At 76.7% G+C, this 12,734-nt stretch carries 11 protein-coding genes and 2 tRNA genes; 9 read left to right on the top strand and 4 right to left on the bottom strand.

Translation table 11 applies throughout. The annotated features are described in order from the left end of the window. Positions 1-66 precede the first annotated feature (66 nt). On the top strand, positions 67-1,080 hold the full coding sequence (locus tag Cpa01nite_RS05915; protein WP_203667812.1) for an alpha/beta hydrolase: 1,014 nt from the start codon (positions 67-69) through the stop codon (positions 1,078-1,080). 9 nt (positions 1,081-1,089) lie between these two features. Continuing rightward, positions 1,090-3,450, top strand: coding sequence for an HAD-IC family P-type ATPase (locus Cpa01nite_RS05920; RefSeq protein ID WP_203667813.1), 2,361 nt, complete (start codon positions 1,090-1,092; stop codon positions 3,448-3,450). Positions 3,451-3,526: 76 nt separating this feature from the next. On the opposite strand, the gene Cpa01nite_RS05925 is transcribed toward Cpa01nite_RS05920, so the two are convergent. From Cpa01nite_RS05925 to Cpa01nite_RS05935, 3 genes are read right to left on the bottom strand one after another with little or no spacing between them, the layout of a single operon-like run. After that, entirely contained in the window at positions 3,527-4,288 is a 762-nt protein-coding gene (locus tag Cpa01nite_RS05925) for an SCO1664 family protein (RefSeq protein ID WP_203667814.1), read from the bottom strand. Further along, complete coding sequence (locus Cpa01nite_RS05930) at positions 4,285-4,845, bottom strand: DUF3090 domain-containing protein (RefSeq protein WP_203667815.1); 561 nt, start codon at positions 4,843-4,845, stop codon at positions 4,285-4,287. The genes Cpa01nite_RS05925 and Cpa01nite_RS05930 overlap by 4 nt, the downstream gene beginning before the upstream one ends. Before the next feature lie 9 nt (positions 4,846-4,854). Beyond that, positions 4,855-5,574 carry an MSMEG_4193 family putative phosphomutase gene (locus tag Cpa01nite_RS05935; RefSeq protein ID WP_203667816.1) on the bottom strand — a complete coding sequence of 240 codons (720 nt, stop codon included), beginning with the start codon at positions 5,572-5,574 and terminating at the stop codon, positions 4,855-4,857. A gap of 82 nt (positions 5,575-5,656) precedes the next feature. On the opposite strand from Cpa01nite_RS05935, the gene Cpa01nite_RS05940 reads away from it, so the two are divergent. The 4 genes from Cpa01nite_RS05940 to Cpa01nite_RS05955 all read left to right on the top strand — a co-directional run bounded on the left by Cpa01nite_RS05940 (position 5,657) and on the right by Cpa01nite_RS05955 (position 9,989). Next, on the top strand, positions 5,657-7,966 hold the full coding sequence (locus tag Cpa01nite_RS05940; RefSeq protein WP_203667817.1) for a putative bifunctional diguanylate cyclase/phosphodiesterase: 2,310 nt from the start codon (positions 5,657-5,659) through the stop codon (positions 7,964-7,966). Between the two features lie 46 nt (positions 7,967-8,012). After that, positions 8,013-9,245, top strand: coding sequence for a TIGR03862 family flavoprotein (locus Cpa01nite_RS05945; protein ID WP_239068562.1), 1,233 nt, complete (start codon positions 8,013-8,015; stop codon positions 9,243-9,245). Positions 9,246-9,355: 110 nt separating this feature from the next. After that, positions 9,356-9,772 (top strand): hypothetical protein, encoded by a 417-nt coding sequence (locus tag Cpa01nite_RS05950; protein ID WP_203667819.1) that lies wholly within the window; start codon positions 9,356-9,358, stop codon positions 9,770-9,772. Beyond that, the gene (locus Cpa01nite_RS05955; protein ID WP_203667820.1) at positions 9,762-9,989 is read left to right on the top strand and encodes a hypothetical protein; all 228 of its coding nucleotides are present in this window, start codon (positions 9,762-9,764) and stop codon (positions 9,987-9,989) included. Before Cpa01nite_RS05950 ends, Cpa01nite_RS05955 begins: the two co-directional genes overlap by 11 nt. A 31-nt stretch (positions 9,990-10,020) precedes the next feature. Here Cpa01nite_RS05955 and Cpa01nite_RS05960 read toward each other — a convergent pair. After that, positions 10,021-10,091, bottom strand: a tRNA-Gly gene (locus Cpa01nite_RS05960). A gap of 119 nt (positions 10,092-10,210) precedes the next feature. On the opposite strand from Cpa01nite_RS05960, the gene Cpa01nite_RS05965 reads away from it, so the two are divergent. The 3 genes from Cpa01nite_RS05965 (at position 10,211) to tig (ending at position 12,606) form a co-directional block, all read left to right on the top strand. Next, a tRNA-Pro gene (locus Cpa01nite_RS05965) sits at positions 10,211-10,284 on the top strand. A gap of 229 nt (positions 10,285-10,513) precedes the next feature. Further along, positions 10,514-10,990, top strand: coding sequence for a DoxX family protein (locus tag Cpa01nite_RS05970; RefSeq protein WP_203667821.1), 477 nt, complete (start codon positions 10,514-10,516; stop codon positions 10,988-10,990). Positions 10,991-11,175: 185 nt separating this feature from the next. Beyond that, a complete protein-coding gene (gene tig, locus Cpa01nite_RS05975) occupies positions 11,176-12,606 on the top strand; it encodes a trigger factor (protein WP_203667822.1) in 1,431 nt (476 codons plus the stop codon). Positions 12,607-12,734 lie beyond the last annotated feature (128 nt).

The raw sequence follows: 12,734 nt of genomic DNA on the forward strand, positions 1-12,734 counted from the left end.
GGAGCAGCGGCGACGCACCCGCGGCGGTGCGGGCCCCGCGGCGACGGGCTCTGGCAGGATCCGACCATGCGGGTGGACGACGCGGTTCCGGACGTGCTCGGCGGCGACTGGGTGCAGCGGACGCTGCACCTGCGCCCGGACGCTCAGGGCGACGCGGTCGCGACCCTCGTGCACCGGCGCGGCGCGGGCGAGGACGCGGCGCGGCCGGCCGTGCTCTACGTGCACGGGTTCGTCGACTACTTCTTCCAGACGCACGTCGCCGACGCCCTCGCCGACCGCGGCTACGACCTGTACGCGCTGGACCTGCGCGACTACGGACGGTCGATCCGGGCCGGGCGGGAGCCGAACGACACCCGCTCGCTCGCGGTGTACGCGGAGGAGATCGACGCCGCCGTCCGGCTCGTGCGGGCGGAGCACGACCGGGTCGTGCTGCTCGGCCACTCCACGGGCGGGCTGATCGCCGCGCTGTGGGCGCACCACCGCCGGGGCCGCGGGCTGGTCGACGCGGTCGTGCTCAACTCGCCGTGGCTCGACCTGCGCGGTTCGCTCGTCGAGCGCACCGTGCTCACCTGGGCGCTGGACCACGTCGTCGGCCGGGTGGCGCCGCGGTTGGTGGTGTCGCACCTCGGCGAGCACTACGGGCGGGCGCTGCACGCCGACGGCGGCGGGGAGTGGTCGTACGACCTCGCCTGGAAGCCGTACGCGGGGTTCCCGGTGCGCGCGGGGTTCGTCCGCGCGATCCGGCGCGGGCACGCGGAGGTCGCGCGGGGCCTGGACGTCGACGTACCGGTGCTCGTGCTCGCCTCGGACGCGTCGGGCCCGGACGACCGGTGGCACGACGGGCTGCTCACCACCGACTCGGTGCTCGACCCGGCCGACATGCGCCGGCTGGCGCCGCGGCTCGGGGCGGACGTGACCTACGAGGAGGTGGGCGGCGGCGCGCACGACCTGGCGCTGTCGCCGCTGCCCGCGCGGACGCGGTACCTGGACGAGGTCGTCGGCTGGCTGGACGTGACGCTCGCGCGCGGCCCCGCGGCCGCCGCACCACCTGGGGGTACGCAGGGTCGGGCGCGCCGGTAGGGTCGCGGCGTGGCGTCGGCCGTCGGGGACCAGGTGGCCGGGCTGACCCCGGCGCAGGTGCGCGAGCGGGTCGCCCGGGGCGACGTCAACCGCGTGGACGCCGCGACCAGCCGCAGCTGGGCGGAGATCGTCCGCAGCAACGTGCTGACCCGCGTGAGCGCGATCTACCTCGTGCTGTTCGTGGTCGTGCTCAGCACCGGGCACCTGGTGGACGGGCTGTTCGGCCTGCTGATCGTCGTCAACAGCACGGTCGGCATGGTCCAGGAGGTGCGCGCGAAGCGGACCCTGGACCGCCTCGCGCTGCTGAACCGCGCGCGGGTGACGGTCGTCCGCGCCGCCGGCGAGGCGGTCGTCGACCCCGCCGAGGTGGTGGTCGACGACCTGGTGCGGCTCGCGGCCGGGGACCAGGTGCCCGTCGACGGAACCCTGGTCGACGCCGCGGGCCTGGAGGTGGACGAGTCGCTGCTCACGGGCGAGTCGGAGGCCGTCGTGCCGGGGACCGGCGACCGGCTGCTGTCCGGCAGCGTCGTGGTGGCCGGGTCGGGCTGCATCCGGGCCACGGGCGTGGGCGAGGCGGCGTACGCGGCGCGGCTCGCCCGGGAGGCGTCCGCGTTCCGGCGACCGTCGTCGGAGCTGCGCAGCGGCATCGACCAGATCCTGCGGTACGTCACCTGGGCGCTCGTGCCGGTCGCCGTGCTGACGGTCGTCAACCAGCTGTGGGTCAACGACCAGGCGCCGGACGACGCGCTCCGGGGCATGGTCGCGGCGCTCGTGCCGATGGTGCCCGAGGGGCTGGTGCTGATGACCGCCGTGGCGATGGCGGTCGGGGTGATCCGGCTGGGTCGGCGGCAGTGCCTGGTGCAGGACCTGCCCGCGATGGAGTCCCTGGCCCGGGTCGACGTCGTGTGCTTCGACAAGACCGGCACGCTCACCGAGGACGGCATGCGGGTGCGCGCCGTCGACGCTCTCGACCCGGCGCTGCCGCCGGCCGCACTCGACCGGGTGCTCGCGACGCTCGGCGCCGCCGAGGCCCGGCCCAACGCCAGCCTGCGCGCGGTGCTGGAGCACGTCGGCGACGCGGCCCCGCTGGCGACGTCCGACGTCGTGCCGTTCTCGTCCGCGCGCCGGTGGGCCGCGGTGCGCTCGCAGGACGGGGCGACCTGGGTCCTCGGCGCGCCGGACGTGGTGCTGCCCGGCCACCCCGCGCTGGAGCGGGCGGCGGAGGAGTCGGCGCGGGGCCGCCGGGTGCTGGCGCTGGCGCGGACGGCGGACGCGCTGCCGGCCGCGGGGCTGCCGGACGGGCTCGCGCCGGCCGCGCTGCTCGTGCTCGACCAGCGGGTGCGACCCGAGGCGGGCGCGACCCTCGCGTACTTCGCCCGCCAGGACGTCGAGGTCAAGGTCGTCTCGGGCGACTCGCCGGTCGCCGTCGCCGCGGTCGCCGAGCAGGTGGGCGTGCCCCGGGCCCACGACGCCGTGGACGCCCGCGACCTGCCCGCCGACCCGGAGCCCCTGGCGGACGCCGCGGAGCGCGCCACGGTGCTCGGCCGCGTCACCCCTGAGCAGAAGCGGGCGCTCGTGCGGGCCCTCACCGCGCGCGGCCGCACGGTCGCGATGACGGGCGACGGCGTGAACGACGTCCTGGCGCTCAAGGACGCGGACGTCGGGGTCGCCATGGGGAACGGCAGCCCGGCCGCCCGCGCGGTGGCCCGGATCGTCCTGCTGGACAGCGACTTCGCGACGCTGCCGCACGTGGTGGCCGAGGGTCGACGGGTGATCGCGAACATCGAGCGGGTCGCGACGCTCTTCCTGTCCAAGACGGTCTACTCGGTCCTGCTGGCCCTGGTCGTGGCCCTCAGCGGCCTGCCGTTCCCGCTGCTGCCGCGGCACGTCACGCTGATCGCCTGGTTCACCATCGGCATCCCCGCCGCCGTGCTCGCCCTCGCGCCGAACCAGGACCGCGCGCGCCCGGGCTTCGTGCGGCGGGTGCTCACCTCGGCGGTGCCCGGCGGGCTCGGGGTCGCGGTCGCGGCGTACGCGGCGTTCCTCGCGGCGCGCGCCGTGCTGGGCACCGGCCCGGACGAGCACGAGGCCGCGGCCACCGCGGCGTTCCTGGCCCTGGTGCTGGTCGCGTTCGACGTGCTGGTGCAGGTCGCCCGCCCGCTGCGGCCGTGGAAGCTCGCGCTCGTGGCCCTGATGGTCGCCGGGATGGCGACCGCGGTCCTGACGCCCGTCGGGCAGCGCGTGTTCCTGCTCGACCCGTCCGACCCCCGGGTGCTCGCCGTGGCGGCGGCCGCCGGGGTGGCGGGGATGGTGGTGCGGCGCGTCGCGGTGGCGGTGCTGCTGCGCGCCGCCCCCGCGCAGCGGGCCTGAGGCGCGGCCGGACGGGCCGCGCGGTCGGACGGGCCGCGCGGTCGGACGGGGCCGCGCGGCCGGACGGGCCGCGCGGTCAGAACAGCGGCCAGGGCACCGCCGGCATCTCGCCCTCCGGGCCGGGGAACCGCGGCGCGGCCAGCAGCCGCTCGCACCGCGCCGCGAGCGCGTCCACCTCGGCGGCGTCGAGCAGCACGGCGAGCACCGGCCGCAGGTCGCCGTCGAGCCCCGCGCGCACCCGCTGCACGCCCGCGACCTCGTCCGCGGTCAGGTCCTCGCCCAGCCAGCCCCACAGCACGGTGCGCAGCCGCGGCTCGACGTGGAACGTCACGCCGTGGTCGACGCCGAGCCGCCGGCCGTCGGGCATCGCCAGCACGTGGCCGCCCTTGCGGTCGGCGTTGTTGAGCAGCACGTCCAGCACGGCCATCCGGCGCAGCGCGGGGGAGTCCTCGTGCACGAGCGTGACCGGGTGGCCGTCCTCGTCGCCGCCCTCCAGCACGGTGCGCGCGCCGTCGGGCACGGCCGCCGACGGCACCACGTCCACCGGGTCCTGGTCGGCGTCCGGCTCCTGCCAGAGCTGCACCATGCCGGGGCCGAGCGGGCCGTCGCGCAGCCAGGTGCGCGGGACGACGCCCCAGCCGGTCGCCTCGGACACGAGGTACGCGGCGACCTCGCGGTTCGCGAGCGTGCCGTCGGGGAAGTCCCACAGCGGCTTCTCGCCCGCGACCGGCTTGTAGACGACGCGCGTCCCGGCCAGCTCGGCGAGGAACGTCGCGTTCGACGCCGTCGTGATCCGGCCGACGACCGCGAGCTCGCCGTCCGGGTCGACCTCCGTCACCAGGACGGTGTGGCGGGGCAGTCGTGGCCGTCGGGGTCCACGGGCTCGCCGCACCGCGGGCAGGCGGGCCGGCCCTGGGCGACCACGCGGCGGGCGCGCTCGGCGAACGCCCGGGCGGTGCCCACGGGCATGCGCAGCACCATCGCCTCCTCGGGCTCCGGGTCCTCGGCGGCGAGGCGCTCGGCCTCCTCCTCGGACTCGACCTCGACGAGCGGGAACGCCTCGACGACCACCTGCCCGGTCGCCCGGTCGAAGTGCAGCCGCATCTGGCCGAGGCGGAAGTCCTCCTCGACCGGCTGCTCGACCGGGTCGGCGTCGAGCAGCTCGGCGAACGCCTCGGCCGGGACGCTGTACCGGTTGCCGTCGAGGGTCATGAGCTCGTCGAGGATCTCGTCGATCTTCTCGGCGAGCGTCGCGGCCCACTGCTTCTCCATCGCGACGCTCGTCAGCCGGCGGCCGGTGCGCGCCTGGAGGTAGAAGGTGCGCGCACCCGGCCGGCCCACGGTGCCGATGACGGCGCGGTCGGGCCAGTCGTGCAGGTGGAGGAGGGTGGCCATGCCCCCATGCTAGGAGCGCGGGCCGACACCGTCGCGGGCGGCGTCCGCCGGCCCGGCGCCGCCGCCGACCGCCGCGTCCGCCGGGGCGGCCGTCGTGCGGAGCCAGGACAGGTCGCCGGCGTCCGTGTTGACCGCGACCACGTCGGGCCGCTGCGCGCCGTAGCGGACCACCGCCACCGACGCCGGCCCGGCGTTCAGCCGCTGGAACAGGTCGAGGTGCATGCCGAGCGCGTCCGCCAGCACGGCCTTGACCAGGTCGCCGTGCGTGACCGCGGCCCAGACGGCGCCGGGTCCGTGCTCGGCCTCGACCGCGGCGTCCTGCTCGCGGACCGCGGCGACCGCCCGCGCCTGCATCGCGGCGAGCGACTCGCCGCCCGGGAACACCGCCGCGGACGGCTGGCCCTGGACGGTCCGCCACAGCGGCTCCTCGGCGAGCTCGCGGAGCGGGCGGCCCTGCCAGGCGCCGTAGTCGCACTCGGTGAGCCGGTCCTCGACCCGCAGCGGCGGGCCGCCGGCCTGGCGGGCGAGCAGCGCGTCGGCCGTCTCGCGGCAGCGCTCGAGCGGGCTGGTGACGACCGCGACCAGGGGCACGACGGCGAGCCGCTCCCCGGTCGCGCGCGCCTGCTCGTGCCCCACGGCGTCGAGCAGCACGCCCGGGGTGCGGCCGGCGAGGACGCCGGTGGCGTTGGCGGTGGTGCGGCCGTGGCGGACGAGGAGGACGGTGGCCATGCCCCGAGCCTAGGCACCTGACCCGGGTGAATGCGGGCCCGCGGCCTGCGGTGACGCCCCCCGCCCGCCGATGGGAGGAGTGATGAACTCCCACCGGACCCGGAGCCCACGGGCCCACGCCCCCCGCGCGCTGCTGCTGCTCGCCGGCCTCCTCGTCGCCGCCGCGGGCGTCGTCGAGACCACCTGCGTGGCGCCCGGCCTGACCACCACCGCGGGCGCGCTCGCCGCCGCGGCGGGGGCCGGGGTGCTCACCGCGCGCCTCCCGCACACCTCGGTGGACGAGCGCGAGCTGTGGCGGTGGGTCGCCCGAGGCTGCTGGGCCGTCGCGGCCGGGATGGCCGCGGAGACGGCGCTCGCGGCGCTGCTCGACGGGGCGGCCCCGGGCCGGGCCGCGGGCGGTCCGCTCACCGTCGGCGCCGTGCTCGGCTGCGTCCTCGCCTACCAGGGCCTGGTGCGCTGGAACCGGTACCGGACCACGGCCGCGGAGCCCGGCGACTGGCTGGGCGGCCTGAGCTGGCTGCTGGCCGCCGCCGCCCTCGTGCTCACGGTGCTGCACCACGTCCGGACCACGGCCGCGGGCCCCGGGTGGGCGCTCGAGGGGCACGTGACCCGGCTGTCGGTGCTGCTGATCCTCGTCGGCACCACCCTGACCGTGACCCTGCTGAGCGGCCTGCACCGCGACGTCCGGGCATGGACCCTCGCGGGCGGGCTGGCGGCGATGGCCGGGCTGGAGGCGGTCGGGGCGCACCACCTGGTGCTCGGCCCCGAGCCGGCGGTCGACGCCGCGCTCGTCCCGGCGGCGTGGGCCTCGGTGGTGGTGGTCGCCGCGTGGATGACCCTGCTGCCCCCCGCGCCGAACCCCGTCCGGTACGCCTCGTCGCAGGTGCTCACGGTCGGGTCGCTGCTGGTGATCGTCTGCGGCGCGGGCCTGCTGCTCGCGCACGGGCTGGGCCCGGGCGGGCCGGCCGCGGTCCCGGTGCTGGCGACGCTCGCGGTGCTCGGCGGCTGCGCCCGCGTGCTCCGGACGCTCCGGGACCTCGCCCAGCTCGCCAGCACGCGGGTCGAGGCCCGGACCGACCCGCTCACGGGCGTCGCGAACCGGCGGGCGTTCCTGGAGTCGCTCGCGGGGACCCAGCGCCGGGGCGCCGCGCTGCTGGTCGTCGACCTCGACCGGTTCAAGGAGGTCAACGACCGGTACGGGCACGCGGCCGGCGACGCGGTGATCGGGGTGACGGCGGGCCGGCTGCGCGAGGAGCTCGCCGGGCGCGGGGTGCTCGCCCGGCTCGGCGGCGACGAGTTCGCGGTCGTGCTGGACGACCCGGACGTCGCCCGGGCGGCGGCGATCGCGGAGGCGATGCGCGCCGCGGTGCAGGTGCCCGTCGACGTGGCCGGCCGGATCGTGCGGATCGACGCCAGCATCGGGGTGTCCAGCACCGAGCTGGGCGAGCGCGACCACCCCGAGCTGCTGCGGTGGGCCGACGCCGCGATGTACGCCGCGAAGCAGGCCGGCGGCGGGGTGCGTGTCTACGACGAGGCGGTCGACGCGCACGAGCGCGACCAGCGGGCGCTCGCCGACGACCTGCGGGCCATGCTGACCGGCGGCGGGGGAGGCGGCCGGCACGGCGAGGTGGTGCTGCACTTCCAGCCGCAGCTCGACTGCCGCGACGGGTCCGTCGTCGGCATGGAGGCGCTGGCGCGCTGGCGGCACCCGGAGCGGGGGCTGCTGCCGCCGGTCGCGTTCATCGACCTCGCGGAGCAGCACGGCGTGATGTTCGCGCTCACGACCGAGGTCCTCGACCAGGCCGCGCGGCAGGCGGCCCGGTGGCGCGCGGCCGGCCGGGACTTCCCGGTCGCCGTGAACCTGTCGACCTCCTGCCTGGAGCACCCGCGGCTGATCGAGGTCGTGGACGACGTGCTCGCCCGGACGGGGCTGCCCGCCGAGGGGCTGGTCGTGGAGATCACCGAGACCACGCTGATGCACGACCCCGCGCACGCGGTGGCGGTCACCCGGGCCGTGGCGGAGCGCGGCGTGGGTGTGAGCATCGACGACTACGGGTCGGGCTACTCGTCGCTCACCTACCTCAACGAGCTGCCCGCCCGAGAGCTCAAGCTCGACCGGTCGTTCACCGCCCGGCTGACGTCGGACGAGCGGACGCACGCGATCGTGTCCGGCACGGTGGACCTCGCGCACCACCTCGGCCTGCGGCTGATCGCGGAGGGCGTCGAGGACGCCGGCACGTCCGCGGTGCTGCGCGAGCTCGGGTGCGACCGCACGCAGGGGTACCTGCACAGCCGCCCGCTGCCCGCCGACGACGTGACGGCGTGGCTGCGCGAGCACGACCGCGCGGTGGGTCGCGTGCCGGCGCTGCCGTCGCCGCGGCGGGGGAGCTGAGACCGGCGCGCCGCGGGTGGCGGCGCCGGTGGGCTACCGTCGCCCGGTGCGGACGGCGGGAGTGGTCGGCGGCGGCCCGGCGGGGCTGATCGCCGCTGAGGTGCTGGCGGGGGCCGGCGTGGCGGTCACGGTGTACGACCGGATGCCGTCCCCGACCCGCAAGTTCCTGCTCGCCGGGCACGGCGGGCTCAACATCACCCACTCCGAGCCCCGCGACCGGCTGCTGGGCCGGTACGGCGACGCCGCCGACCTGCTCGCGCCGATGGTCGAGGCGTTCACCCCGGACGACCTGCGGGCGTGGTGCGCGGGGCTCGGCGAGGAGACCTTCGTCGGCACGAGCGGCCGGGTGTTCCCGCGGTCCTTCCGGGCGACGCCGCTGGTGCGCGCGTGGCTGGCGCGGCTCGACGACCTCGGGGTGCGGGTCGAGCGGCGGCAGCGCTGGGACGGCTGGGCCGACGACGGCGCGACCCTGCGGCTCACGGGCGTGGGCGGCGCGGTGCACGGCGACCGTCGCGAGGTCGCGCACGACGTCGTGCTGTTCGCGCTCGGCGGCGCGTCCTGGCCCCGGCTGGGGTCGGACGGCTCGTGGGTGGCGCGGTTCGCGGAGCGGGGCGTCGCGGCGGCGCCGCTGCGCGCGGCGAACGTCGGGGTGCGCGTCGGCTGGACCGCCGGGTTCGCGGAGCGGTTCCAGGGCGTGCCGCTCAAGCACGTGGCGGTGTCCGTGCGCGGCTCGGGGCGGCCCGCCGTGCGCGGCGACGCGATGGTGACGCGGACCGGCCTGGAGGGCGGGCCGCTGTACGCGACCGGGGCGGCGGTCCGCGCGGCGCTGGACGCCGGCGGCTGCGTCCTCGAGCTCGACCTGCGGCCGGACACGCCCGCCGAGCGGCTGGCGGACCGGCTCGCCCGGCGCCGGCCGAAGGACTCGCGGTCGACGTGGCTCCAGCGGTCCGTCGGGCTGGACCCGGTCGCGGTCGGCCTGCTCCGGGAGGCGACCGGCAACGCCGTGCCTGACGACCCGGCCGCGGTGGCGGCGCTGCTCAAGGCGGTGCCGGTCGCGGTGCCCGAGGTGATGCCGATCGAGAAGGCCATCTCCAGCGCCGGCGGCATCCGGTGGTCGGAGGTCGACGACCGGCTGATGCTGCGCGCGCTGCCGGGGACGTTCGTGGCGGGGGAGATGCTCGACTGGGAGGCGCCCACCGGGGGGTACCTGCTGCAGGCGTCGTTCAGCACCGGGGTCGCCGCGGCGCGCGGGATGCTCGGGTGGCTCGCGGGACGGTGAGGCGCTCGCGGACCGGGCCTGTGGACGACGGCCGGGCGGGCTCGGAGCGGCCCTAGGGTCGGGAGCGGCGGGCCGGTGCGGTCCGCCGGTCGACGTGAGGAGGCGTGCCGATGCCCGTCCCGAGTGACGACGCGTCGGTGCTCTGGAGCGAGGCGTGGTGGGCGGAGTTCCTCACGTCGCCGGCCGTCGCCGGGGTCGCGGCGCTCGTCGCGGCGGCGATCAGCCTCGTCGTGTCCGCACGCCGCATCCGCGCCGACCGTGACCTCGCCGCGGAGCAGCACGCCGAGGCGCGCCGGGCGGCGGACCGGCTGCGGGCCCAGGCGCTCGCGGATGCCCGGGCGGAGCGCTGGTGGGGCATGTACCAGTGGACCCTGGCCCGGCTGGACGTCGTCGACCCGCACCGGGCCGATCGACTCCTGTGCACCCTGGAAAGTCAGGCTCCCGGGCCCGCGGAACGGGCCCTAGTGTGGGCGGCGAACGACCTGCTGGCGATGGCGACGGAAGGTGCTCCCGACGATGATGCGTGACGACGCGGGCCCGCTCCGGATCGACGGACTCGGCCCGGATCTGGTGCTCGTGGACCGCAGCACCGGGCGCGAGATCCCGGTCGAGCTGCGGAGGCGCGCGCGACGAAGGCTCGACGCGGAGACGCTCGCGTCGATCCGTGCGAGGGACGCCCGCCTGGAGGCGCGGTTCGCCGCCGAGGACGCGGCTGCCGCGGAGGCGGCACGCGGGTCGCGCTGAGCGCGTGACCGGCCCGGGACGGGCCGCTGGGAGCGGATGACGGGAATCGAACCCGCGTAGCCAGTTTGGAAGACTGGGGCTCTACCATTGAGCTACATCCGCGCAGGCCCGCCAGGACGGGCCGCCGGACCAGGGTACCGGTTCCGCCGGGCCACCCCGTGCCCCGCGCGCCGCACCGCCCCGGGAGCGGGGGCACCCGGCGCCACTAGACTCCGGCGCAACGGGATGTGGCGCAGGTTGGTAGCGCGTCCGCTTTGGGAGCGGAAGGTCGTCGGTTCGAATCCGTCCATCCCGACTCCGAGCCGTCCCGCGGCGCAGCCGCAGCGCCGGCGTCGCGCCGGCTTCTGCCGACCCCCACGGCCTTCGGCGGTGCCGAGATCGCAGAACATGCTGGGTTCAGCGCCGCTGAAGCCGACGTCTTCTGCAGGCTCGACGCCGCGCGGCCCCGCCGCGTCGCCCGCACGCGCCGACCGCCCACCTGTGGTCTGATGGGTAGACGAACTCGTCTACCTCAGGAGGCCGGCATGGCACGGGCAGCAGCGCGCGGGCAGCAGCACGAGCACGAGCGGGGGACCGGTCGCCGCACCGCCGGCGACGCCCTGCGCACCGTCGGCCGCGTGGCGCTCGGCGGTGCCCTCGCGTTCGCCGGGACCAGCCACCTCACGTTCGCCCGCGAGGAGTTCACCGCCCAGGTGCCCGAGTCGATCCCGTTCCCGGAGGACCCGGTCGTCCTCGCGTCCGGCGTGGTGGAGATCGCCCTGGGCGCCGCGCTCGTCGCCGCCCCGCGCCGGTACCGCCCGGCGGTGGGCTGGGTCGCCGCGGCGTTCTTCGTCGCCGTGTTCCCGGGCAACATCTCGCAGTACCTGACCCGCACCGACGCGTTCGGCCTCGACACGGACGCCAAGCGGCTCGCGCGCCTGCCGTTCCAGGCGGTGCTGGTGGCCGGGTCCCTGTGGTCGACCGGCGCCTGGCGCGCGTGGCGGGCCCGGCGCCGGGGCTAGGCACCCTTTGGCGGCGGTGCGCGCCCGTGGCGTAGGCTGCGTGGGCCGGTGCGGCGAGCCATGCCCGCGCGCGCCGAAGCGTGCCGCCCCTCGGGGTAGAGCGGGGAACCGCCCGACCGGCCCGCCCCAGCGCCCACGCCGGGCCCCCCGGCGCAGACGAATCCGAGCAGTTGGAGAGCACTGAAGTGAAGAGCGCCGTCGAGACCCTGGAGCCCACCAAGGTCAGGCTGACCGTCGAGGTTCCGTACGACGAGCTCAAGCCGAGCATCGATCACGCCTACTCCCACATCGCGGAGCAGGTGAACATCCCCGGCTTCCGCAAGGGCAAGGTCCCGCCGCGGATCATCGACCAGCGCGTCGGGCGTCCGGCGGTCATGGAGCACGCCGTCAACGAGGGCCTGTCCGGCTTCTACGCCGAGGCCGTCCGCGAGAACAAGCTGCGCCCGCTCGGCCAGCCCGAGGTCGACGTCACGAAGGTGCCCGGCCTCGTGGCCGGCGACACGGACGGCGACCTGGTGTTCACCGCCGAGGTCGAGGTGCGCCCGGAGATCGAGATCCCCTCGCTGGACGGCCTGTCCGTGACCGTGGACGCCTCGGAGATCACCGACGAGGACGTGCAGGGCCGCCTGGACGCGCTGCGCGAGCGCTTCGGCACCCTGGTCGGCGTCGACCGCCCGGCCGCCGACAAGGACTTCGCGGTCATCGACCTGGTCGCCAAGATCGACGGCGAGGAGGTCGACACGGTCTCCGGCGTCTCCTACCAGATCGGCTCGGGCAACATGCTCGAGGGCCTCGACGAGGCGCTCACCGGCCTGTCGGCCGGCGAGACCACGACGTTCTCCACCACGCTGGTCGGCGGCGAGCACGCCGGCGAGCAGGCCGAGGTCACCGTGACCGCGTCCTCCGTCAAGGAGCGCGAGCTGCCCGAGGCCGACGACGACTTCGCCCAGATGGCGTCGGAGTTCGACACGGTCGACGAGCTGCTGGCCGACCTGCGCGAGCAGGCCACCAAGGTCAAGGGCCAGAACCAGGCCGTGCAGGCGCGCGACCTGCTGCTGGAGCAGCTGCTCGAGCAGATCGAGATCCCGGTCCCGGCCGGCGCCGTCGAGGCCGAGGTGCACCGCCACCTCGAGTCCGAGGGTCGCCTGGAGGACGACACGCACCGCGCCGAGGTGACGGAGCAGGCGCAGACCGCGCTGCGCAACCAGATCCTGCTGGACACCCTGGCCGAGAACCTCGAGGTCAAGGTCAACCAGGGCGAGCTCGTCGACTACCTGGTGAGCGCGTCCCGCCAGTACGGCATGGACCCGAACACCTTCATCCAGACGATCGACCAGCAGGGCCAGATCCCCGCCATGGTCGCCGAGGTCGCGCGCTCCAAGGCGCTCGCGGTGGCCCTGCGCCACGTCGCGGTCGTCGACCCGGCCGGCGAGGCCGTCGACCTGTCGGAGTACATCGGCACGGACGCTGACGACGCAGCGGACGCGGCCGCCGACGCCGCGACGGCGGCCGCCGAGGGCGACGAGGACGCGACCGAGGCCACCGAGGCGCCCGCCGAGGGCGACGAGGACGCGACCGAGGCCACCGAGGCGCCCGCCGAGGACGCCAAGGCCTGAGCCCCGCGCCACCCGCACGCCACGAGGGCCCCGCACCGATCCGGTGCGGGGCCCTCGGGCGTCCCGGGCCGGGCGCCCGACGTGCGCCGACAGCGAAACGGGGCCGGACCGGGACGAACGCCGGGTGG

The sequence above is a fragment of the Cellulomonas pakistanensis genome (assembly GCF_016862755.1).
GTDB classification, from domain to species: Bacteria; Actinomycetota; Actinomycetes; order Actinomycetales; family Cellulomonadaceae; genus Cellulomonas; species Cellulomonas pakistanensis.